Source organism: Candidatus Liberibacter asiaticus (assembly GCF_000590865.3).
Classification (GTDB): Bacteria; Pseudomonadota; Alphaproteobacteria; order Rhizobiales; family Rhizobiaceae; genus Liberibacter; species Liberibacter asiaticus.
On record NZ_CP010804.2, the window covers coordinates 184,238 to 209,511 of the forward strand.

Consider the following 25,274-nt stretch of genomic DNA (forward strand, 5'->3'; position numbering starts at 1 on the left):
GATACTCGCAATAGAGTTTCCTCTCGATTTACTTCCCTATAACCTAAACTTCAAACTTCTTTACCAGAGATAAACTATCTTGCTGAAGATAGTCAAAAGATCTTTCGCACTATTCCTTCTATCTGTTATTAACAATTATTCCTCTTTATGCTAAGGTAAGGATAACGGTTTTTTTGGAGAACATTTAATGTATTCTTTTCCCCTGTACAATTTTGTTACTGTTAAAGACCTTTCGATGCAAGATGTAAACTATTTATTGGATCGTGCAAACGAATATTTCCAAAAGAAGAGTCATTTTAATCCATCAACTACAAGATTACAAGGCTTAACCCAAATTAATCTTTTCTTAGAAACATCGACTCGTACACAAACTTCTTTTGAAGTTGCAGGGAAATTACTTGGTGTTCACGTGATAAATATTAATACAAAAAATTCTGCCATGAAAAAGGGAGAGAATATAGCAGACACAATCGCCACATTAAATGCTCTACGACCTAATATCATTGTCATTCGCCATCCATATTCTGGCGCAGTGAATTCATTAATGCATAAAATTAAGGGTCCTAGTATCATTAACGCTGGAGATGGTACACATGAACATCCGTCACAAGCACTGCTCGACGCTTTTGCTATTCGCCATTTTAAAGGAAAAATATCTAATCTGCATATCGCCATTTGTGGCGATATTTTGCATTCACGCGTCGCACGTTCTGATATTATGCTCCTCAATACCATGGGAGCACGCATACGCGTCATCGCCCCTATAACATTACTCCCAAAAGATATATCTAACATGGGAGTTGAAGTTTTTCATGATATGCAAAAAGGATTAAAAAATGTCGATGTAATTATGATATTACGTATGCAACAAGAGAGGATACCCCGATCTCTCATCCCTTCAATAAGAGAGTATAAACATGTGTACTCTCTTGATGAAAAAAAACTCAAGTATGCTAAGAAAGATGCACTTGTTATGCATCCTGGACCCATAAATCGTAATTACGAGATTTCCTCTAGTGTAGCAGATGGATCACAGAGCATCATCCAATATCAAGTCGAAATGGGTGTAGCTGTCCGTATGGCTATCATAAAGGAACTTCTAGAAAACCAAAATAAGATCACACAGAAAGAACTATGACATCCTTTGTTTTGAATAATACACGCATTATTGATCCCAGTCGAGATATTGATGAAGTAGGCGCAATCATTGTTGAAAATGGTATTATCTTAGCTGCTGGCGCCGATGCTCTTAATGCAAAATTTCCGACATCTGCTTTGATACATGACTGTACAGGACTTGTTGCTGTTCCCGGAATTATTGATGCACGGGTAACCCTTACAGGATCACCAGACGAATATAGCAAGAATATCACCACATTATCCAAAGAAGCGGTAGCAGGAGGAATAACATCTATAATTTTAATGCCTTTAGGCATGTCTTCTTTTCTTGATGAATATACTTTTATAAAATATGCTTTGGAAGAAATACGAGTAAAATCCCTCATTAATGTCTACCCCACTGCCTGTTTAACAAGTAACATGGAAGGCAAAGAAATCAGTGAAATGCGTCTTCTCCAAGAACAAGGGATTGTCAGTTTTATACAAAGCCCAATGAGCATACACGATACGCAAGTTCTTCTTAATTCTATGAAATACGCACATATGCTTAACGCAATAGTTGCACTCGATACCCATGATCATTTTCTTGGATCAAGAGGAGTTATCAATGAAGGTATTATAGCCAACTATCTTGGATTAGTAGGCATCCCCTCAATATCCGAAACCGTTCCCCTAGCAAGGGATTTGCTTATAGCACAACACACTGGAGGACACTATCACGCTTCGGTTATTTCTATTCCTCAATCAATTGCGCTAATAAAACATGCTAAAGCACACAACACAAAAGCGACGTGTGGCATTTCAATCAATAATCTCATTTTAAACGAAAACGATGTCGAAATGTATAATAGCTTACGCAAAGTATTACCCCCATTACGCTCTGAAACAGAACGCATGAGTATGGTTGAAGCGCTGGAAAAGGGTGATATAGATATTATTGTATCTGATCATACTCCTCGTCACATGGATACAAAACTTCTTCCTTTTGCCGAGGCAAGTTTCGGATCAATAGGGCTAGAAACAATGTTATCGGCAGCGTTGCGCTTATTCCATGGACAACAGATATCACTCAAAAAACTAATCCGTGCTCTGTCAACACGCCCTGCTCAAATATTCAACCTACCAGGTGGCACATTACAGACTGGAACAGCAGCCGATATTGCATTAATAGATTTAAACTATCAGTGGACTGTAAAAGCAGATGATATGTCATCGATTCATAAGAATACTGTTTTTGATAAAGAATTTTTTACAGGAAAAGTCGTAAGAACCTATATATCAGGCAAGCAAGTCTATACACTAGAAAGTTAATTCATCAATGAATAATTTACAATTTGCATACCATGAACTTATCGCTCCAATAATCTCCCTTATTCTGAGCTATGCTATTGGTTCCATACCTTTTGGATTGTTGCTCACTCGCATGTTCGGATTCCAAGACATACGATCTATCGGATCTGGTAATATTGGCGCTACCAACGTACTTAGAACCAGCAATAAAAAACTGGCTTTTGCTACTCTGTCGCTTGATGCGATTAAAGCAACTGCTACCATTATAATCGTCAGCGAGTTATTTGATCATAAAATTGGGATTTTGGCTGGATTTGCAACATTTTTAGGACATATATTTCCTGTATGGCTTAAATTCAAAGGTGGTAAGGGGATATCAACATACATTGGTGTCTTAATTGCGTTAGAGCTCAAGATGGCTATACTTTTCTCGGCTATTTGGATGTCATCCGCTTTGGTAACAGGTTATTCTTCAATTTCATCGCTTTTTTCAACATTGATAATTGCAATGATCATCTGGATCACATACCCAGAAGTCAATATACCTATCATATTTACATTTATGACTATAACAGTTTATTGGAAACATATAGAGAATATCAAACGTCTGATTTTAGGCTCAGAAAAAAAAATATTTAAAAAATAAATTTTATTATAAAGAAAACACTAAAGAATAATAATGAAAAAAATGAATCCTCTCAAGGGAGGGGTATCCTTAACAGATGACCAAAAGATTTCTTGGTTACGTCTTATTCGAAGCGATAATATAAGTCCTGCAACTTGTCGTGATATGATTAATTATTTTGGTTCCGCAGAACAAGCTTTAGAAATGATTCCGGAACTTGCTCAAAGAGGCGCGGTATACGCAGGAAAACGCGCGTTTGTTCAAAAGAATCAGCAGAAAAAGAGTTAGAAATAGCAGATTCATTTGGAGCACACTTTGTTGCTCTTAGCGAACCAAACTATCCACCAGCACTCCGTTATATAGACTGTCCCCCATCCCTCTTAGCCGTCAAAGGCAATGTAAAAGCCGTATGCGCAAAACCTTCTGTAGGTATTGTTACACGCTATCCTTCTATAAGTGGAATAAAATTCACCGAAAAAATAGCTAGAGAAATAGGCAATGCAGGTTATACCGTCGTATCAGGATTAGCGTTAGGTATAGATGCAGCTGCCCATCGCGCTACCCTTAAAACAGGGACTATTGCCGTAATGGCAGGAGGATTAGATTGTCTCTATCCACCAGAAAATCGTAATCTATTAGAAGAAATTTGGGATAATGGAGGAATAGCAATAAGCGAAATTCCTTTTGGATGAGAACCTCGAGCTTATGATTTCCCACGTCGCAACCGTCTCATTGTAGGAGTAGGATTAGGACTAATAGTTGTTGAAGCAACTAAAAAATCAGGATCTCTCATCACATCTAGAATTGCGGGAGAATGTGGGAGGCTGGTTTTTTCTGTACCCGGATCACCCCTGGATCCTCGTTCTGAAGAGACAAATCAACTGGTTAAAGAAGGCGCTACTCTTATTACCTCTTCTCACGACGTTCTTCAAATGGTGCATCCCCAGATAGAACAAAACTTTTTTTCATCCCAATCTGATACAAATCATACAAAAAATATTAACATCACTCATTACCCTGAATACACTCAGTGTGAACGAGTACGCATAAAACAATCTTTGAATAATGTGCCAATCCACATAGATGATATCATCCATCATACTGGGATAGAAGCGCCCGTTGTATATCTTGTGCTCTTAGAATTAGATCTGGCTGGAAGGCTTTGCCATCATCCTGAAGGGAAGGTATCGTTAACAATGCATCTGCCTTCTCCTCAATAACTGCGAAAAAGTTGCATAATGAATATCCCCTTATCCCTAAATGCAACTGTACAAAATATGGAAATTAATTAAAGCATCTATCCATTCTTTATAAATTAAAGTATGCAATACCCTGCAGGATCTATGATATACAATGACTGAATATCAAAGGATAAAGTAATCTATCAGATTGCATGCTTGTATAGAGATAAAAAAATGAATGTTATAATTGTAGAATCACCAGCCAAAGCAAAAACGATCAGCAAATATTTAGGATCGAATTATAAAGTATTATCATCTTTTGGACATATACGTGATTTGCCTGCCAAAAAAGGGTCGGTGCTCCCCGAAAAAGAATTTGAGATGATTTGGAATATTGATCCTTCATCTCAAAAACATCTGCAAAATATTATTCACGCTGTCAAATCGTCTACAATTCTCATTCTTGCTACCGATCCTGACAGAGAAGGAGAAGCCATATCTTGGCATGTCTTAGATGTTCTACGGCAGAAAAATCTCATAGAAAAAACAAAAATTCAACGCGTATCCTTCAATGCTATAACCAAACAAGTTGTACTGAATGCCATGAAAAGTCCACGAGATATCAATTTAGATCTCGTGAATGCTTATCTAGCTCGACGTGCATTAGATTATCTAGTAGGCTTTAATCTTTCACCAATTTTATGGCAAAAACTTCCAGGCGCTCGTTCAGCAGGCAGAGTGCAATCTGTAGCTTTGCGTCTCATATGTAATCGCGAAAATCAAATAGAAAGTTTTGTTTCGGAAGAATACTGGTCACTTTCAGTCTTATTAGAAACACCTCGCAACGATAAATTTACAGCACATCTCACGGATTTTAATGGTCAGCGTATCGAAAAAAAATCTATCAGTAATAAAAAAGAAGCGGATGACCTCATATCTTTTGTGAAAAAAGCTACTTATTCGGTCGAAAAAATCGAAAATAAACCCATTAAACGTAATCCTTGGCCTGCTTTTACTACCTCTACTCTACAACAAGTTGCTTCATCTAGATTAGGTTTTTCCGCCTCACATACTATGCGGATAGCACAAAAATTATATGAAGGAATCGATGTTAACGGTGAAATTGTTGGGTTAATTACCTATATGAGAACCGATGGTGTGCATATGTCACCTGATGCACTTGAAGCAGTACGTCGTTCCATCACTTCCCATTATGGAGATCATTATCTTCCTGAAAAACCAAGAATATACTCTTCTAAATCCAAAAATGCCCAAGAGGCACATGAGGCTATACGCCCCAATGACTTTGATTTTCTACCTTCGAAAATGAAACAATTTCTGGATTCCGATCAATTCCAACTTTATAATTTGATATGGAAACGCAGTGTTGCTAGCCAGATGGCTTCTGCTAAATTTGAACGTACAACTGTGAATATTATTGCTACATATAACGATCAAATAGGGCATTTACGAACCACTGGATCTCTCTTATGTTTTGACGGATTTTTAAAAGTATGGGAAAATCAATATGATCAAGAGAAAAATTCCGAAGAAGATATACTTCTTCCATACATCAGCGCTAACGAACAACTTATTGCTACAGAAACCAATGCATCTCAACACTTTACTGAACCACCTCCGCGATACTCAGAATCTTCTTTAATTAAAAAAATGGAAGAGATCGGAATTGGGAGACCTTCTACCTATGCCACAATTTTAGAAACACTCTACAAAAGAAAATATGTTATTGCCGAAAAACGTAAGATTCTCCCACAAAACACGGGTAGAATCGTTACGGCATTTTTAGAGAATTTCTTTAGCCAATATGTAGAATATGATTTTACAGCAGATCTTGAAGAAAAACTGGATGAAATATCCACTGGCAAACTAAATTGGAAAGAAGTTCTACATGAATTTTGGGAAGAATTTATTGAGAAGATTGACAGTATAAAAAAACTACGCATATCAAATGTACTTGATATTTTAAATGATACCTTATCATCTGTAATATTTCCTCCTAAAGAAAACAATGAAGATAGTCGTACATGTCCTGAATGTCATACCCATTCTCTATCTTTAAAACTCAGCAGTAAATATGGGGCATTTGTTGGATGTACTAATTATCCCGAGTGTAAGTATACCCGTCAATTGACATCAAACCCACAAGATATACCAGAAATGAAAGAATCTGTGCTTCTTGGAAATGACCTAGAAACAAAAGAATCTGTGACATTGCGATCAGGGCGTTTTGGTTTGTATGTGCAACGAGGAGATGGAAAAGATGCTAAACGTTGCAGTCTCCCTAAAACTTGGAAAAGCGACAGTGTAGACTACGACAAAGCAATGTCTTTACTTTCTTTACCTAGGGAAATAGGAATACATCCTGAAACTCAAAAAAATATCATTGCTGGCACTGGAAAATATGGCTACTATCTGAACCATGATGGCGCCTATACTAAATTAGAATCAATAGAACAAGTCCTCACAATCGATCTTGAGCAAGCAATTTCTTGCATTACGGAAAAGAAAAAGATTGAGAAATCCTCTCGAAAGAACTCTAAAAACCAAGGTCATGTGATAGGCACGCATCCAGAAGGTGGATCTATCACTGTTCATAACGGGCGTTATGGACCTTATCTTCATTGGAAAAAAATCAATGCAAGCCTTTCAAAAGAAGAAAGTCCTGACACAGTTGACCTCGAAAAAGCCTTAAAAATTCTCAATATAAAAAAACAAAAAAAGCTTTAAATCAAATATATACCAGTGATATTTTTGGTTTTATGTTAATCAGACAAATACAAAAGAATAATAAACGCTTTCTACGTTGCAAGATTGTAATATCTGTTAGTTAACCGCCTAATCACTAATCTCAATTTCTCAAGAGACTTATTATTCTCATCGTGGAGAGGTTTTCATCAGAAAAAGCCATACAATACTTTTAATAGACTCCGCATTATCTTGATTTATAATCAATACCTTTCCTCATATCCTCATCTTTGAAAAACAGCTATCCTCATACAAAAATTGCACATAGACAATAAAATGAGCAGATGCGATAAGAAAAAATAATTATCGCCATCAAAGCATATTTGATCAACTTCTCATGGAATTAATTAAGTCGGTATGCTAGTTTTTCTATTATTTTGTGTGATTCAACACACCTCTTCCCAAAGATAATTAACAGCTAGGATACAGAAGTAGGAAAACGATGTTCGGATACCCTATACGGAGGCGCTGATCCACTTTGAAGAACAGTGCATACCATGTCTTAGTAGAAGTGGTAGAGCGTCTTTTTTTTTAAAGATGTTAAAGACGTTCAAATGCTTTGAGGTCAGCAAATAATAAATTCTAGAAGACAAGGAAAAATATTCTAACCTATTCCACAAAATGCCCATTACCATTTTACTAACATCAAATCTTGAGAACTGGAAACGTTTTGATTCATCAAAAAATGTCAATTCCATAGAAGCTTTTCTTGACTATTATTTTAAAAATACTATTTTAAGGGCGTAATCCATTTTCCCAGATACCTATATAGGAGTGTCTAAGTAGCCGTTGTGACACGTTTATTTGTTGATAAGAAGATAATATTATGACTTTCAAAGTCGCAGTTGTTGGTGCAACAGGGAATGTTGGAAGAGAGATGCTCAATATTATATGTGAGCGTGGTTTTCCCATCAGCGAAGTTGTTGCATTAGCTTCCGAGCGTTCAGCTGGCACCAAAGTCCCATTTGGGAAGGAGACTATTGATGTACAGGATGTTAAATCCTACGATTTTTCTGATACTGATATTTGTCTTATGTCAGCGGGTCATGCGGTTTCTTCTCAAATGTCACCTAAAATAGCCGCAAATGGTTGTATTGTTATAGATAACTCTTCTGCATGGCGGTATGATTCAGATGTTCCGCTTATTGTCCCTGAAGTGAATCCCCAAACGATCTCCCTAGCTTCTCGTAAAAATATTATAGCTAATCCTAATTGCTCTACCATCCAGCTTGTTGTAGCACTTAAACCTTTGCATGATCTTGCAATGATCAAGCGTGTTGTCGTCACAACGTATCAATCTGTTTCTGGAGCGGGGAAAAAGGGCATAGATGAGCTCCTCGCTCAAACAAAGGCCTTTTTGGCAAAGAAAACAATAGAAAATCGAGTTTTTACCAAAAATATTGCATTTAACGTTATTCCGCATATAGATGTTTTTATGGATGGTGGTTCTACAAAAGAGGAATGGAAAGTTCTTGTAGAGACACAAAAAATTTTAGATCCAAATATAAAAGTCAGTTGTACAGCCGCTCGCGTTCCTGTTTTCATAGGTCATGCGGAATCTGTGAATATAGAATTTGAAAAAGATATTTCCATCAAAGATGCTGTCGCTGCTATTAATAAATCTAAAGGTTGTATAGTAGTAGACAAACCTGATAAAAACGAATACATTACACCTGTCGAGTCCATAAGAAGAGATCTTGTGTTTGTCTCACGAATAAGAAAGGATCCCACGCTCAAAAGTGGACTGAATCTATGGATTGTTGCTAACAATCTGCGTAAGGGGGCAGCACTAAACGCGGTGCAGATTGCTGAACTGGTAGCGCAGGAAGCTTGAGACAAACAATAAGAAGTACCTTCCGACTCTACCTCACACAATAGAAAGGATTTATCGTGTCTTTTAAAAAATACTTGTTGATATCACTGTTAATGATGGTTTATCCAATGCTTGCGCAAGCAGTAACGCAACCTAAGAAAGCAACAACGCAATTTATTTGTTCAGATACTGCGGATAGATTTGGAGAGTGGAAATCGGCTGCGCGTGCACGTGCTGTACGAGAGGGTATGAGTCCAAAGACTGCTAAGCATCTGTTTGCTGATCTTGAGTATCTAGATACAACCATTGCTAGAGATAGAAAGATGGTTACATCTCCGCCGGTATCCTTTAAAGATTACCTTGATGGTCTAAGTTCTTCCGAGATTATCGCACAAGGGATCGCACTGAAAAAGGCAAATAGTAGGCTCCTTATAAATCTCAAAAAAGAATATGGGGTTCCTCCAGGCATTTTAATGGCGTTATGGGGATTAGAAACCCATTTCGGTGAAACAATGGGAAAAACTCCCTTACTGTCAACCCTAGCTACTCTTGCCTATGATTGTCGTCGTGCTAAATTCTTTACAGAGCAATTTTTTTATGCCCTTGATCTTGTTAAAAAAGGCGTTATATCTTCTCACGCCCTTGGTGCTACTTTTGGCGAAATCGGACAATTTCAATTTCTCCCAGTTAATGTCGTGAAATACGCTATAGATGCGGATGAAGATGGGAAAATTGACTTGGTCAAATCTAACATAGACGCAATTGCATCTGCAGCTAAATTTTTAGCAAAACTAGGATGGACGAAATGTGCTGGATATCAGCCTGGTGAGAAAAATTTTGCCATTCTAAAACATTGGAATGCTTCTCTGAATTACAACAAAACAATTGCATATATAGCCGCTCATATTGATGGTGTACCAATAGGAAAAGGATACGATACATAAATCTATAAAATAGTTTTTAAGATCACTAAAGGACTAGTCCTTTAGTGATCTAGAAAAAGTTAAAATACTGACTGTCATAGCCCCTGCTTTTTTGAGTGCGATAGCGGCACATTTAGCTGTTGCCCCCGTTGTATAAACGTCATCTATCAAAAGAATTTTTAATCCTGCAACGTGTTTAGAAACATATTGAGGTACATTGAAAGCATTTCGCAAGTTCTTTTTTCTAGCAGATAGAGATAACTCTACCTGTTGTCTAGTAAAACGAGAACGGATTAAAACTCCAGGAACAAATGGCTTTTTCCCATACTGGGCAATGAATCGTGCGAGTTCCGCCGACTGATTATATCGCCGATGGAATCAAACGAAAATGGTGTAGCGGAATGGCAACGATCAAATCAGAATCGATTACTAAATCTTTTCCAGCACGCGAAACATCCACTGAGCCATCATAATAGCTAAATCAGTCCTATCGTGGTACTTTAAAAGGCGAACTAAAACACATGACATATCACAATAAAGAGTTACAGAACGTATCTGAGTTAACGGTAAATCCTTTTGCATAGACTTCAAAGGATCTTTGTCAATATTATCCTTGTTATTTTTTAAAATATGTTCAGTAGCAGTTATAAAATGAATTTTTGACCAACAATGCCCACATAAACAAAAACGAAGATTTATTATTCTGCTATAAATTGGACAAATACTTGGATAAATGCAATGAAATAGTTCTATAATGATAGATTTTACTGTCTGTATTATTGCGGGCATATGAAAAAATACATGTCTTTGTTAAAACAACACTATTAGATAATTTTCGATTCATTAATTCAAAATACATGAGCCCCATCAAATGCACCTTCTCATCATCTCCAATAATAATAATACGATAGAATTTTTCTTTGAATATCACATAAAATAATTGACAATAAAGGAATAACATTCAAGATACGATAAAGCCCAGATGGCGGAATCGGTATACGCGCAGGTTTCAGGTACCTGTGCCGCAAGGCATGGAGGTTCAAATCCTCTTCTGGGCACCATGAGGAATACTCGATAATAGACTTATATAAACATCGATTCCAATTCTTTAGGATTTTTGATTTTTTCTCTTATTTTTTTGCTGTAATAAGTTAAATTTTCCTTATCTTATCCCCCTCATTCCTTAATACAAAAAAGTAAAATAAAAACAATGAAACTCACTGAGTCATGAAATCATAGCCAGTGAATTTCATTAATAAAAATGCCATAAAAAGATCCACGAACACAATAATTTGACATGAATGATTAACTATTTTTTACTTTCTCGAATAACTTTTAAAACATTTTCTGGAGAAGAAATTTCATAAGGATCTGTAGCGCAATTATCGGAAAACCCCTCTTCTACAAACCAGCTTTCTACTACCATATCTTTGATAAGAGCTCCATAACGCCAAGAACGTAAACCAAATCCCACATTATCTTTATAAACAAGCATTCCCATTTTACGAGTAAATTCGCCCGAACCATCAGGTAATAATTTGACATTTTTAATTTCTAACTTTTTACCCCAAGCATTCATAACAAAAGCATCGTTGACCGAAAGACAATAAACCTCTTCAATCCCCTCACAACGCAAATCATCATAAATCTTTTCAAAACCAGGAAGTTGATGATCTGAACAAGTAGGAGTAAAAGCTCCTGGAAGAGCAAAAAGAAAAACTCTTTTCCCAGCAAATAAATCCTGAGTATTTACATCTTTCCATTGGAAAGCCTTAGAACCATCCGGTAATACTGTTGCAACACGCATATGGAAAACCACTTGAGGTATTTGAAATCGGATCATTTTCATAAACTCCATTTGCTAATACATAAACAAAAGCTACGATATTATAAATCATAAAGATAAGGCATACAATGAGTTATTCATTCAATGTTTTCCCTTCACAAAGAAAATATTTTTATTGTTCCTTTAATTCCTATAACGAGGAATATTTGAAAATATTGCCTTCCAAAAAAATACCACGATATTGAAATGACATATCCTTAATCATTTGTCTAAAATCTATTTTTTTTCCCTGAATATTAGCGGAATACGTTGAGCTAAAAAAATATAGATATATTAACGAAAAAGGTTACCTAATAGGTATTTTTTCTTAGAAAATAAATTCTAATCTTTACCATTGAAAAGCAAAACTGTTAAAGATGCGAGATTCATTATGCATAATATCTAGAAATAAAATGTCTATTCATGTATCAATATTTAGCTGAACTCGAAGATACTAATCTTCACGTAGGATATTAACATTTAGGCAGATTGTAATATCATTCATGACCATAAAGATCAAAATAGTATTTAGAAATAGCGGCTCTATACAATGAATCAAAAAATTTTGCTTGCTGAAGATGATGATGATATGCGCCGTTTTTTGATAAAAGCCTTGGGAAAGGCTGGATACGAAGTCGTATCCTGCAATAATGGAGCTAGTGCATATGATAAAGTTCGCGAAGAACCTTTTTCCCTGCTTTTAACGGATATTGTCATGCCAGAAATGGATGGTATTGAATTGGCACGTCGAGCGACTGAATTAGATCCCGATTTGAAAGTAATGTTTATTACGGGTTTTGCTGCCGTTGCTTTGAATCCTGATTCTAATGCTCCTAAAAATGCGAAAGTCCTCTCAAAACCCTTCCATCTACGAGATCTCGTTAATGAAGTAAATAGATTGTTGACTATAAAAAATTAAATATAAAATTCATTAAATCCGTTGACGAAGTTACGTTATATGCGTTAGAAATAGCGGTCGTACTATTTTTAAAAGGGCACGTAGTTCATTGGTGGAATACTACGTTGACATCGTAGGGGTAACAAGTTCGATTCTTGTCGTGCCCACCATTAATTGTTAAAATAGTAAAAGAATTCTAGGAACGTTAGTGTCGTTGTGACCTGGAATCGGATGATGAAAATATCTGATTTGAAGTATTGTAATCTCCCTTAATATGCAAAATTTAGTTAAATACTATTTACTGGTATGATATGTGGTTTTTTAGAGAAAATGACTAAAGGACCAGTCTCATGGCGCAGGTCTATTTTATTTAGGAAAATACAGAAAATCTCTAGAGATATTTCAAACATGCTGATTTCGCTGAGATCTTTCTTTCTTCTACATTATGACATCATTTGAAATCTATGCCTACGCCGCCTGACAGCTAACGCAAGCAGCAAACTAATGCTTTTTAAGGATCATATTTAACCAATTCGGTTCCTTATCTGGATAATCGTTCAGAGTTATCTTGGCAGAGTGTACCTGACCTGCATGGCATATTACGCCTATCTGAATAATATCTCTATTGATATCAAAGACAGTCTATCAGATCGCGTAGGATATTAGCCCCCCTTATCATCTGCGAAAACATTGAAGATAGGATAAAAATTAAGTAAGATTCCAGAGAAGCAGACTTTACTCCATCTAGCCGAAAAAATAATGCAATGAATATTCAAAGAAAATGAATACAGATTATATACAACAAGAAAGACTTAGCATGGTTCAAGAACAGCACATTTTCAAATCATATCCTCAACATTGTCCATTATAGAATAAGATGTTGTATGCTCGACAAATCAGTATAACCAAAAGATAAAGCGGGTTTTGATAGTAGGATGATTAGGATGCTACTGATAAAAAGCATATACCAAAAACAATCAGAAATTGAGAAAAATAACGATCCTCACAATGAATATACCCATTAACTTAAATCATTATAAACATTTAAGTTGGATTCAAAAATCCTTCTACTACCATTGCTCAACTAGCTGAATTTTCTGAGGCTCATGAACATTTTGCCAGTAAATCGTATAAAAGAAAAAAAGAGATTGACTGATATTATTAAAAGATATTTATAGGGATGATAACAAAACTTCTGCCTAGATTCAAAACGCAACTTAATTACATACTTCGATCTTAGTAGAATAATGATCTTTTACTTTCTAAATCCCTTAGCAAGCAAAAACATTTCTACTGATTCTGCACGCGATGCGACTGGTTTAACATGGATGACTTTTTGAAAATGTTTTTTGAGAAGGCAAAGTATATCGTTTGTCGTTCCTCCTTGAAAAGTTTTAACAAGAAAATCTCCCCCTATATTCAACATTTCCAATGCAAAAAATGTAGCAGCTTCGCACAAACTCATAGTACGCAAATGATCAATTTTACGATGACCAATAGTCGGATATGCCATATCAGATAATACAAGATCAGGATTTCCACCTATCGCTTGACGTATAAATTCCCAAGAATCTAAATCTAGAAAATCAAACTTGAAGAATTTAACTCCTAGAATCGGCTCCATATCTAATATATCAATAGCAACAACACGGGTATTATTAGCATTAGAACCTGTTATACGCGCAGCTACTTGCGACCAACTGCCTGGAGAAGATCCAAGATCAACAATACGCCTATTAGATTGCAGTATTTGATGTTTTTCATTAATCTGAAGCAATTTATATGCAGAACGTGCTCGCCATCCTTCTAATTGTGCTCTTTGTACATAAGGATCATTAATATGCCGATTTAACCAATCGCGGGACGATCCTTGACAAGAACGATTTTTTACCTTTTGAGTTAACCCACGTCGAGAAGAACTACCTGGTGGTTTGACCATAACTTTCTTATCCCCCTCTACTGCCAAAAATACTGTTTATATCATAAAGGTTATATTATCACGGGAGATCTTTTATAAGATACCTTCGCCAAAAAGTGATCTTAAAACTAAAAAATAATCAAATACAACATATTTTATAGATTTTTGATAATGACGAAACACAAGCGACAAAATAAATTACTAACCTAATATTGACAAAAAAGACAAAGAAAATTTATTTACTAGTGGATCCTTTTTGAAAAAATCACCTCTTTTTACCTGTGAGGCAGAATTACGAAGAACCAATCCTTAAGTTATTGGGGAATAGTTCAATGGCAGAACGGCGGACTCTGACTCCGTTAATCTTGGTTCGAATCCAAGTTCCCCAACCAAATATAAAATATCTACTCATAATAAAGTTATGTTCGGTTACTAGATAGTAACATCAAGCAATAAAAAAAATTTATCACTATAAAAGCGATGTAAAGATACTTCTTTTGCCATGATTATCATCATGAACATTTTTATAATTTAAAAAAAAGCGACCACATCGTGGTCGCCAGAAACAAGAAAATTAAACTGTTTGTATTAGAAAGATTTCTTTAAACCAACTGAGAGATCCACTCCTTTATCGATAGCAACACCTTTCTTCACAAAATTGTCATTAAAAGCTACAGAAGCCTGCGCTTCTAATCCCGATGAAATCATATACTTAGCGGAAATACCAGCCGACCAGCCGTCTTTACCAGTCTTATTGATATCCCCAAAATACTGTCCCCCTCCAGAAATAGTTATACTTTTCGCAACATCAAACTTATATCCAGCAAAAACAGAATATTTAGACTTATCATAGTACGAATTATCACCACTAGCCCACACGGCACCACAATCAAGAGTACCAGCGCGACTAACAGGAGAAGAAATATTAGCACGTATAGCTACATTGTTAGTACCTGCATCATAGCCACCTGTCACTGTAGAACGTATTTTTCCAATAGCATAAGAAGCCATATATCCTATTCCCAAAACTTGCTTTAGACCATCTTTTTGCAAAAGATCTGTAGAAAGACCTGCTTTGAGTAGACCAAAAGAATGCCGATAAGAAAGAGACATCATCTTATCTAAACCTCGGGCATCATTATAAAGAGTAGTCGGAGAGTAAACAGGATTAACTTCATCACTCCAAGACTTATAATAACCCAACCGTGCTCCTTTCATGCTAAGAGACAACTCTTCTACAGAAAGCTTACTAGATGGTACAGTAAATGCCAAAGCCCTAACATCCGATTCAGCAAACTGCATCGATAAGACATCATCAACAGCTAATTTCAATTTGGCGACACCTGTAACATCCCCTGCATTAGCATTGACTTCAAGATTTCCTTTTACAGGTATATCATATGCAAGACTATTAAATTCATTGTTCCCGTTTAGTTTGTGGTACCGAGCCTGCAAACTTTTTTCCAAAGACCCACCAACTTTCGTAATATGAGGAAGAACATTACCCACCTTGCCAGCGCTCCGATTGCGAGCCCTGTTATTAGAAACCATTGACGTTTTCCCACGAACATATGCAAAAGACTCGCTATAAGAGATAATTGTAGCAACCGCAACAGTGCCTAAAAAAAATTTTTTTAATCCCATGACTTAACCCTTCAATTAAATACCGTGTACAGCATCTCCCAAAATGCTCAATAAAAACAACAAAATGGGCGAGAAACTAGGCTCGAAATCTTACAAAACTAAACTTATTTTTAACTAAAAGTAAATAAAATCACAATCTACAATTTTATTAATTCACATTTTTATTATTTGCAAAGCAACAATATGAATAAATAATTTTACCGCTTATCGCATAATTACATGTTGAACAATTATTTTACAGTACATATCACGCTAATAGCCGGTGTCCGAAGTACAAAGTACGCAGAATCATAGCACTACTATAAATTGATAGATTGAGGTTATTTGCCCAAAAAATATAAATCGAAGCGTAAAAATTTTAATTTAAAAAAAACTATCTGATCTTTTAAAAATGAACGCAATAAAAAGAACATAAGACATGGCGAACCACCAAGAGACAACTCCCATATTGAACGCATCAACTGGGAGATTCCCCTCCTATCATTATGAAAATTAATAGAGAAAAACTCTCTTATACAACGGCTAATTTGGTGTATATAGACATGTTATTTAGGAAGAACGCAAAACAGCATTAGTTTTCTTAACAACATTTTCCACAATACGATCCATCAATATCCGGATATCATCATCACGAAAAGTATCTTTCAAAGGCTGAATTAATACTTGAATCGCAACAGATTTTTTCCCTTCTCCCAATGATTTTCCTTGGAAAACATCGAAAACCGTAACATCGTCTATTAGACGATCGACATTTTTAATTATGTTAACCAATGTACCCGCAGGAATATGCTGATCCACAATAAAAGCAAGATCACGCTTGACGGGATGTAAAGAAGAAAGATGAACAACTTTCTTAGTTTTCGTGCGTTTCTTTTGAGAAATAGGGATAGAATCAAGATAAACCTCAAAACCACAAATAGGATTAGATAATCCAAAAAAATCCAAAATATTAGGATGAAATTCCCCAAAATACCCCAAAACTATTTCTGCACTTGTCTTAATTATCCCAGAACGCCCTGGATGATACCACGAAGGGGCACCTGATTCAAATCGAAGAGAATCAAGAGAAACAAAAGGTTCTATAACAGATAACGCATCGGCTTTAGCATCAAATAGATCTACAAATCTACATCTTTCCTCAGATTTATCCGACCACAACCTTCCAGATCCTTCTATACCAGAAGATCCTTTTCTAATGCCTGCTGCCATATATTTTTGTCCTTCAGGCGTATCATTTTCATAAACATGCGATACCTCAAATATTGCAAAATCCGCAATGGCCCGATCGACATTACGACCAGTGGCCTTCAACAAGCCAGGTAAAAGAGAAGTCCGCATATTAGACATATCTGCAGAAATGGGATTCAAAATTTCCAATTCACGCTGTCCTCCTCCGAAAAGGACTGACTGTTCTTTAGAAATAAACGACCAATTAACTACTTCCATCATAGCACGAGAAGCGAGAACTCTCTTGACATAGCGGGTTCTACTCTGTTGCAGTGATAAATTTCTTTTATCTTCTACTTGAGTTAAAGGAAGTGGTTCACTTTTAATCTGATCCACACCATAAATTCGCAATATCTCTTCTACTAGATCAGCTTTTTCCTCCACATCTTGACGCCAAGAAGGGACAGAAACCTCGAACTTATCATATTCCCCTATAACAGAAAATCCTAACCTTTCTAAAATACGCAAACTATCTTCGATAGGAACATCAATACCAGATAATCGTTTAACCTCCGAATTCATAAATACAATTTTACGTGGTTTATATGTTATATTTCTTGCAATACAGATATCAGAAGCTGTTCCACCACATAAAGAGAGGATTAACGATACTATGTGTTTAAGAACTGGAATCATCCCTTGCAAATCAACCCCACGCTCAAAACGATAACGAGAATCGGTGATGATACCCAAATTCTTTCCAGAACGCGCTATATTAATAGGATCCCACAAAGCGACTTCAACCAAGACATCTGTGGTATTATCATCACAACCAGCATGTTTTCCACCTATAATACCGGCAATAGATTGAATACGACCGTCAGATGCGATTACTACGTTATCTGGAGACAAATCGTATTCTTGATTATCTAGAGCTAGAATTTTTTCACCACTGCATGCACGACGAACAGTGAGAACATCCGATATTCGAGAAGCATCAAATACATGCGAAGGATATCCTCGGTCCAAAGAGACATAGTTCGTAATATCTACAAGAGCACTAATAGAACGTAATCCAACAGCTTTTAATCGTTGACGCATCCAATTAGGAGCGACATTATTGCGCACACCTTTGACGCAACACATCGCAAATCCCTTACATAAACTTGAATCATCTAAATCAAACTTAATTTCTAATGGAATTGATTCGGACGATAGGGGACAAGAAATATTTATTTCTTTTAACTTTCCTAAACCAGCAGCAACTAAATCCAACGCAATACCACGTACACCAATGCAATCCGATCGATTAGGAGTTAACGAAACATCAATAATCGGATCAGATAATTCCAAATAGTCACTTAATCTACCTCCTACAGGAGCATCGATGGGCAGTTCCATTATACTAGCAGAATCATCAGAGAGCATCAATTCCTTCTCAGAACACATCATGCCCGTACTCTCAATTCCACGAATCTTGCGCACATTGACGATCATGTTATTTTCCGGAATACAGCTTCCGGGAGGAGCCCATACTCCCAATAGCCCAACACGAACATTAGGAGCGCCACAAACAACTTGAATCTCCTGATGCTTGCCAGTATCAATTCGAAGTATTGCACAATCTAAATCAGGATTTCGTTCTACAGATAACACCTTTACTATTGTAAAAGGAGATAAAGCTTCACGATTATCAACTTTCTCAACTTCAAGCCCAATAGAGGTCAAGGTATCACATATTTTTTCAAGGCTCACATCTGTATCAAGATGATCTTTTAACCAAGATAACGTAAATTTCATAGCAAGATACCCTTATGCTAATCGAGAAAACAAGGGGGGAATATCAAGAGGAGAAAAACCATAATGTTCAATCCAGCGCACATCAGCGCCAAAAAATTCACGCACATCAGGCATACCATATTTCAGCATTGCTATACGATCAAGTCCCATACCCCATGCAAAGCCTTGATAAATATCTGGATCAATGCCAACACCACGTAACACTCTAGGATCAACCATACCACATCCTAAAATTTCCATCCATTCTGTGCCTTCATCAAACTTTATTATTCCATCAGAAAAACTGCATCTAACATCTACTTCAAAGGAAGGCTCTGTAAAAGGAAAAAAAGAAGGGCGAAAACGCATCTGAAGGGAACTTACCTCAAAAAATGATTTACAAAAAGACTCTAAAACCCAACGAAGGTTTGCAATCGTCGCAGAATCACTCACGACCAATCCTTCTATCTGATGAAACATTGGTGAATGCGTAGAATCGGAATCTCGACGATAGGTCTTGCCAGGGACAATCACCTTGATTGGCAAATCCTGAGACTCCATGACTCGAATCTGAACAGGAGAAGTATGTGTGCGCAATAATTTATGCTTCCCTCCCGCAATCCCTGGAACGAAAAACGTATCATGCATCTGTCGCGCAGGATGATCATCTGGAAAATTTAACGCAGCGAAGTTATAATAATCGGTTTCAATATCAGATCCCTCTTCCAATGCAAATCCCATATCCATAAAAATACAGGTTACTTCATCAATAACCTGCGTAACAGGATGAATCCTTCCTCTATGACATGGGGAGGAGAAAACCGGCAAAGACACATCAACAGATTGAGATGATATCTGCTCAAAAATCAATTGATTACGTATAAAATCTTTGCGAGCAGAAATCTTTCCCGAAATATCCACTTTCAATTGATTGAGGATAGCTCCTCTAGCACTAACCTGCTGTGAATCTAGGTTCTTTAAATCCTTCAAGAGAGAAGATATAGATCCTTTTCTTCCAAGTGTAGCAACACGAATGGCATTAAGCGAATCCATATCGGTAACAGATGCAATAGAATTATAAAGAGAAGATCTTATCCTCTCAACCTCATCTTCAAAAACATTACATTCAGTCACTGTACATAAACCCAAACTAGCAATAATCTAAATCTTAAGGGGAAAACACCCAAAGACCACGAAAAAGAAATGGAAAAAGAGACGTCGGTAAAAACCGATAAAAGCAAACAAAGTATACGAGATTTTACCTGCTCAGGAGGCTACGTCTAATAGTCATGGAAAAAGAAACGTCGGTAAAAATCGATAAAACCAAACAAAGTATACGATATTTTACCTGCTCAGGAGGCTACGTCTACTAGTAAACGGGATCTTGAAAGCTCTACAATCTTTTTAAAAGAATCTAGCTGTGTGATAGCAAGATCAGAAAGAACTTTACGGTCAAGAACAATGCCTGCTTTATGTAGACCATTAATAAATTGGGAATAATTTAAATCATACACACGGACGGCAGCATTAATACGCTGGATCCAGAGAGATCTAAAATCACGCTTTTTAACCCTACGATCACGATACGCATACTGCTGAGAACGATCAACAGCGGCCTTTGCAGCACGTATGGTATTCTTACGACGACCATAAAATCCTTTAGCAGACTTTAAAACTTTTTTATGCTTAGCGCTAGAAACGACGCCCCTCTTAACACGAGTCACTACCGCACTCCTTCAAAAGACATAACACCTCACTCCTACAAGAACTAAATACCATTAGGCAGATAATTCCTGATAACCTTCTTTGCATCAGCAGACGCCAAAACCATGGTACCTCGTGCATTCCGAATAAACTTATTCGATCTCTTTATCATCCCGTGACGTTTTCCAGCAGCCTGCGCCCTAACTTTTCCAGTAGCGGTAATACTGAAACGCTTCTTAGAAGAAGAATTCGTTTTCATCTTAGGCATTTATCACTGAACCCCAAAAAAGAAAAATATTCTCGGAATCGAAAAGAACGACCCCAGAAAAACTAACAACCACCTATTCTATTAATATCCCCGTAATCTATACAAATTAGGGGGAATAGTCAAGAACATACGGAAACGAATTTTCTCTCAAACGCACTTCGAAGACAAAATCATAATCATCTGCCGCCCTTCAAACTTAGGCTCACAATCAATCCTAGAAATCTCACCAAAACGCTCTTTTATATTACTTAAAAGTTCTCGACCTAAATCTTGGTGCATAATCTCACGCCCGCGAAACTTGACAGAAATCTTTACTTTACAACCGTCCCTCAAAAATCCATCTATAGCTTTAAGCTTAACCTGAAGATCATGAAGATCAATAACGGGGCGCATCTTTACCTCTTTTATCCCCGTACTCTTCTGCTTTTTGCGAGCTTCTACGGCATTTTTTTGTATGGTATACCTTAACTTTCGCAAATCGAGTATCTTGCAAACAGAAGGAGTAACAGACGAATCAATTTCAACCAAATCCAAATTAGCCTCTTGAGCCATCTGCAATGCCTCAGAAGCACTTATCTCATTGGCATTTTGACCATCGGCCGTAACTAATTTTATAACCCCAGGATTGTGCAACAACACTTCATCGTTGACCCGATAATTATCTTTGGAACCCACATCTAACTTAGATGATCTACATACCTTGCGAATGGCCATATTATCCCTTGCTAAAAAAAACTCCCCGAACATGCAGCAACTATACCTTTTAGTCAAGTATATTTTAACATTTCAACCATCCTAAGCACAATACCCCTTAAATCCTATAAAGCGAAACAACATTTTCTTGATGCTACAAATTATTAAAAAACCATATTAAAGAATCAGTACACGTGTAAATTTGATATAATAACTGAGAACAACAAGCCTTTTCCTTTTGCGACAATGACAATCTCTTGTTATAATGGTAGAATGCAAAAAAAACCTACCCCCCTATCAAGAATACGTAATTTTTCCATTGTAGCTCATATTGACCATGGGAAATCAACTCTTGCCGATCGATTTATTCAACACTGTAGAGGGCTTACCGAACGTGAAATGTCATCGCAAGTCCTTGATAATATGGATATAGAGCGTGAAAGAGGAATCACAATTAAGGCACAGACAGTCCGCCTTAATTATACAAGTACCGATGCCAAAGATTATCAATTAAATCTCATTGATACCCCAGGACATGTGGACTTTACATATGAAGTTTCTCGCTCTCTGTCGGCTTGTGAAGGATCTCTCCTAGTTGTAGATGCGACTCAAGGCGTAGAAGCGCAGACTCTTGCCAATGTTTATCAAGCAATTGACAATAATCATGAAATTATCACGGTTCTAAATAAAGCAGACCTACCATCAGCAGATCCGGATCGAGTAAAAAAACAGATTGAAGAAACGATTGGCATTAGCACAGAAGACGCTCTTCTTGTCTCAGCAAAAACAGGAGAAGGAATACCACTGCTACTAGAAAGAATCGTGCAACAATTACCATCTCCTACAAGCCCAGAAGGAGCAAATGCTCCACTCAAAGCACTACTCATTGATAGTTGGTACAACAGTTATCTCGGCGTTATGGTCTTAGTACGCATTATAAACGGACAACTAACCAAAGGACAGTCTATACGACTGATGGGAACAAATGCAAAATACCAAGTAGAGAGAATCGGAATCTTAACACCTAAAATGATCGATATAGAGGCATTATATCCCGGAGAAATCGGAGTTATGATAGCCTCTATTAAAGAAGTATCGCATACCCGAGTTGGTGATACCATAACCGATGATAGCTCTCCCACCACTTCAGCCTTACCCGGATTTAAACCTATACAGCCTGTAGTTTTTTGTGGTCTTTTCCCCGTTGATGCCACTCAATTTGAAAATTTACGAACAGCGATAAATAAGTTACGCCTTAATGATGCATCTTTTTCTTTTGAACTAGAAAATTCCACCGCCTTAGGATTTGGTTTTAGATGTGGATTTCTCGGACTCCTCCACCTGGAAATCATCCAAGAGCGCCTTGAAAGAGAATTCAGTCTAAACCTCATAGGGACTTCTCCATCTGTCGTGTACGAGCTATACATGCACGATGGTAGCATGCAAAAACTCAGCAATCCGATTGATATGCCAGAAGTCACAAAAATTGCTGAATTACGAGAACCTTGGATTCAAGTAACCATCATCACACCAAACGAATATCTAGGATCGATTCTTAAACTATGCCAAGAGAGACGCGGGATACAAATTGACATGAGCCATCTTGACAATCGGGCAATGATAGTATATGAGTTACCCCTTAATGAGGTCATTTTCGATTTTTACGATCGTCTCAAATCAGTTTCGAAAGGATATGCATCTTTCGATTATAACGTAATCGATTATAGAGACAGTGATCTAGTGAAACTTACTATTCTAGTCAATAATGAAACAATAGATGCACTGTCCATATTGGTTCATCGTTCTGTTTCTGAAAAACGTGGTCGTGGAATATGTGAAAAATTAAAAAATCTCATCCCACAACAAATGTTTCAAATCGCGATTCAAGCAGCAATTGGAGGTCGTATTATTGCTCGAGAAACAGTAAAAGCACGTCGTAAAGATGTGACAGCAAAGTGCTATGGAGGAGATATAACACGTAAACGCAAACTATTAGAAAAACAAAAAGAAGGGAAAAAACGTATGCGTCGGTTCGGAAGAGTAGACATACCTCAAAGTGCCTTTATTTCTATTTTAAAAACCGATAACGAATAAATTATGCAGTTCAAAACATAACAGAAGCACTACTTTTTATCGTATTTTTTCGTACAAAACTGCTTGCCAAAGAGTGTAGACCGATCTTGAAAAAAAAGAAATATGTCCAAAAAAAAAATACTCTGCCGTATAAGATATGAGCACAACAATTAATTTAAAGATGCATTCACCTCTATTTTTTACACCAACCAATAAGATACGAGAAAATACAAAGGATTTATCCCCTTTTATTTCCTCTTCCTAATCGTTGTATCAAGAAACCAATAACCCAATACACAAGCGATAACCTGAAAGAGAATCTATTCTCCCTCTTCTCAAGCCTACCCGAATTCCTTTGAAGTCGTAGCTCTGAACATATCATTGACATTATCTGCAAAGTCGCATTTAAATTTTTTTGTTAATCTATCCAATTATTCTTTGATGTTCTATCTTAACCACTTTTTTCTTAAGATCATCACTCTATGAACTTCCCAAAACATTTAGTAGAAGCCATTCCCTAATATAGATATTATACAAAAAAACACGCGATGGTTTACTATAATACTAATCAATACATTAAAAGAGCTACGATGAATATTCTTTTTGACATGCAATTAATTAATAGAAATCGCCTACGATCTTTTCGACAGAAAGATTTTTCCGTTTATTTTCTTCTAGATAGAGTCGCGAAAGAGATCGCTTTTCGATTAAATATGATCAATCAAACCTTTGAAAATGCCTTAGAATTACATGGAATAACAGGAATAGTTGGATATACCTGTATGGAAACAAAAAAGATTCATCGTATGATTCGCGCTGAAATATCCACAGAATTCTCTACTCTAAAAAGAGAAGTAATTAGTTGTCCCCTTGAAGAAATCCCGTCCATCTCTCAATCCGTTGATTTAATTTTATCCCCCCTAAACCTACACATTATCAATGATACATTAGAAATGTTCTCAAAAATAAACCATATGCTGAAACCAGGAGGAATGTTTTTAGCAGCAATCCCCGGAATAGGGACACTTCATGAACTTCGAAAAGCATTGCTTAAAGCCGAAACCGAATTAACTGGTGGCGCCAGTCCCCGCGTCATCCCATTTATGGATATTAAAAGCGCAGGAACACTTATGGAAAAATCTGGGTTCATATCCCCTATTATAGACCAAGATACTTATACCGTGTATTACAAATCAATGTTACATTTAATGCATGATTTACGTGGAATGGGGATGTCCAATCCCCTTATTCGCCGTAGCAAAACCCCCCCCTATAAATCACTTTTCAAACGTGCCTCTACAATCTATACAGAAGAAAATTCTGACTTGACAGGAAATGTAACTGCCAGTTTTTCTATTATTTACGTGATGGGATGGAAATCTACTACTTTTAAAACCGGAACAGATGAATAAATAAACAGTCACCATCTCAGAAAAAAAATATTACCAAAGTGACAGTATACTTGCTAAAGAAAATATCGAATCTGCTAACTACACAATAAAAATAATCGATCCAAAAAATAAAAATAATAAAAACGAGAAGAGAAAATTCCCAATCATACAATATACACGACGACATGTACGATTGG

General features: G+C 36.6%; 19 protein-coding genes, 3 tRNA genes and 1 pseudogene. 13 read left to right on the plus strand and 10 right to left on the minus strand.

Annotated features, from left to right (window positions below; translation table 11 throughout):
- The first annotated feature begins 187 nt into the window (after positions 1-187).
- From CD16_RS00865 to CD16_RS00895, 7 genes and pseudogenes are all read left to right on the plus strand, one after another.
- A complete protein-coding gene (locus CD16_RS00865) occupies positions 188-1,138 on the plus strand; it encodes an aspartate carbamoyltransferase catalytic subunit (RefSeq protein ID WP_012778519.1) in 951 nt (316 codons plus the stop codon).
- Positions 1,135-2,430, plus strand: coding sequence for an amidohydrolase family protein (locus tag CD16_RS00870; protein ID WP_012778520.1), 1,296 nt, complete (start codon positions 1,135-1,137; stop codon positions 2,428-2,430). Before CD16_RS00865 ends, CD16_RS00870 begins: the two co-directional genes overlap by 4 nt.
- Before the next feature lie 7 nt (positions 2,431-2,437).
- Positions 2,438-3,055, plus strand: coding sequence for a glycerol-3-phosphate 1-O-acyltransferase PlsY (gene plsY / locus CD16_RS00875; RefSeq protein ID WP_012778521.1), 618 nt, complete (start codon positions 2,438-2,440; stop codon positions 3,053-3,055).
- Between the two features lie 33 nt (positions 3,056-3,088).
- Positions 3,089-4,254, plus strand: a pseudogene (gene dprA / locus CD16_RS00880) (DNA-processing protein DprA).
- Between the two features lie 195 nt (positions 4,255-4,449).
- Positions 4,450-6,963: a type I DNA topoisomerase gene (topA, locus tag CD16_RS00885; protein WP_012778525.1), complete on the plus strand. Its 2,514-nt coding sequence runs from the start codon at positions 4,450-4,452 to the stop codon at positions 6,961-6,963.
- Between the two features lie 844 nt (positions 6,964-7,807).
- The gene (locus CD16_RS00890) at positions 7,808-8,815 is read left to right on the plus strand and encodes an aspartate-semialdehyde dehydrogenase (protein WP_012778526.1); all 1,008 of its coding nucleotides are present in this window, start codon (positions 7,808-7,810) and stop codon (positions 8,813-8,815) included.
- Between the two features lie 56 nt (positions 8,816-8,871).
- Positions 8,872-9,738, plus strand: a complete 867-nt coding sequence (locus CD16_RS00895) for a lytic murein transglycosylase (RefSeq protein ID WP_012778527.1) — start codon at positions 8,872-8,874, stop codon at positions 9,736-9,738.
- Between the two features lie 33 nt (positions 9,739-9,771).
- Here CD16_RS00895 and CD16_RS00900 read toward each other — a convergent pair whose 3' ends face one another.
- Together CD16_RS00900 and CD16_RS00905 are read right to left on the minus strand one after the other, a co-directional pair.
- A complete protein-coding gene (locus CD16_RS00900) occupies positions 9,772-9,951 on the minus strand; it encodes a ComF family protein (RefSeq protein WP_012778528.1) in 180 nt (59 codons plus the stop codon).
- A 195-nt stretch (positions 9,952-10,146) separates the two neighbouring features.
- A complete protein-coding gene (locus CD16_RS00905; RefSeq protein ID WP_012778529.1) occupies positions 10,147-10,506 on the minus strand; it encodes a hypothetical protein in 360 nt (119 codons plus the stop codon).
- Positions 10,507-10,693: 187 nt separating this feature from the next.
- Here CD16_RS00905 and CD16_RS00910 point away from each other — a divergent pair.
- A tRNA-Leu gene (locus CD16_RS00910) sits at positions 10,694-10,778 on the plus strand.
- Positions 10,779-11,026: 248 nt separating this feature from the next.
- Here the strand turns inward: CD16_RS00910 and CD16_RS00915 are convergent.
- Positions 11,027-11,560: a peroxiredoxin gene (locus tag CD16_RS00915; protein ID WP_012778530.1), complete on the minus strand. Its 534-nt coding sequence runs from the start codon at positions 11,558-11,560 to the stop codon at positions 11,027-11,029.
- Between the two features lie 532 nt (positions 11,561-12,092).
- Between CD16_RS00915 and cpdR the strand changes: the two genes are divergently transcribed.
- Together cpdR and CD16_RS00925 are read left to right on the plus strand one after the other, a co-directional pair.
- The gene (gene cpdR, locus CD16_RS00920; RefSeq protein WP_012778531.1) at positions 12,093-12,461 is read left to right on the plus strand and encodes a cell cycle two-component system response regulator CpdR; all 369 of its coding nucleotides are present in this window, start codon (positions 12,093-12,095) and stop codon (positions 12,459-12,461) included.
- Between the two features lie 74 nt (positions 12,462-12,535).
- Positions 12,536-12,610: transfer RNA gene (locus CD16_RS00925), tRNA-Val, on the plus strand.
- Between the two features lie 1,085 nt (positions 12,611-13,695).
- On the opposite strand, the gene CD16_RS00930 is transcribed toward CD16_RS00925, so the two are convergent.
- Positions 13,696-14,379, minus strand: a complete 684-nt coding sequence (locus CD16_RS00930; protein WP_012778532.1) for an RlmE family RNA methyltransferase — start codon at positions 14,377-14,379, stop codon at positions 13,696-13,698.
- Between the two features lie 297 nt (positions 14,380-14,676).
- On the opposite strand from CD16_RS00930, the gene CD16_RS00935 reads away from it, so the two are divergent.
- Positions 14,677-14,750 (plus strand) — tRNA-Gln (locus CD16_RS00935).
- A gap of 196 nt (positions 14,751-14,946) precedes the next feature.
- On the opposite strand, the gene CD16_RS00940 is transcribed toward CD16_RS00935, so the two are convergent.
- The 6 genes from CD16_RS00940 to infC form a co-directional block, all read right to left on the minus strand.
- Positions 14,947-16,002, minus strand: a complete 1,056-nt coding sequence (locus tag CD16_RS00940; RefSeq protein ID WP_012778533.1) for a porin — start codon at positions 16,000-16,002, stop codon at positions 14,947-14,949.
- Positions 16,003-16,551: 549 nt separating this feature from the next.
- Positions 16,552-18,969 (minus strand): phenylalanine--tRNA ligase subunit beta, encoded by a 2,418-nt coding sequence (gene pheT / locus CD16_RS00945; RefSeq protein ID WP_012778535.1) that lies wholly within the window; start codon positions 18,967-18,969, stop codon positions 16,552-16,554.
- A gap of 12 nt (positions 18,970-18,981) precedes the next feature.
- Entirely contained in the window at positions 18,982-20,001 is a 1,020-nt protein-coding gene (gene pheS, locus CD16_RS00950; protein WP_045490428.1) for a phenylalanine--tRNA ligase subunit alpha, read from the minus strand.
- Between the two features lie 299 nt (positions 20,002-20,300).
- Positions 20,301-20,672, minus strand: a complete 372-nt coding sequence (gene rplT, locus CD16_RS00955; RefSeq protein WP_012778537.1) for a 50S ribosomal protein L20 — start codon at positions 20,670-20,672, stop codon at positions 20,301-20,303.
- A gap of 44 nt (positions 20,673-20,716) precedes the next feature.
- Positions 20,717-20,920, minus strand: coding sequence for a 50S ribosomal protein L35 (gene rpmI / locus CD16_RS00960; protein WP_012778538.1), 204 nt, complete (start codon positions 20,918-20,920; stop codon positions 20,717-20,719).
- 147 nt (positions 20,921-21,067) lie between these two features.
- Positions 21,068-21,634: a translation initiation factor IF-3 gene (infC, locus tag CD16_RS00965; protein WP_076778740.1), complete on the minus strand. Its 567-nt coding sequence runs from the start codon at positions 21,632-21,634 to the stop codon at positions 21,068-21,070.
- Positions 21,635-21,886: 252 nt separating this feature from the next.
- On the opposite strand from infC, the gene lepA reads away from it, so the two are divergent.
- Both lepA and CD16_RS00975 read left to right on the plus strand, forming a co-directional pair.
- Positions 21,887-23,707: a translation elongation factor 4 gene (gene lepA / locus CD16_RS00970; RefSeq protein ID WP_012778540.1), complete on the plus strand. Its 1,821-nt coding sequence runs from the start codon at positions 21,887-21,889 to the stop codon at positions 23,705-23,707.
- 569 nt (positions 23,708-24,276) lie between these two features.
- Complete coding sequence (locus CD16_RS00975) at positions 24,277-25,098, plus strand: methyltransferase domain-containing protein (protein WP_012778541.1); 822 nt, start codon at positions 24,277-24,279, stop codon at positions 25,096-25,098.
- The last annotated feature ends 176 nt before the right edge of the window (positions 25,099-25,274 follow it).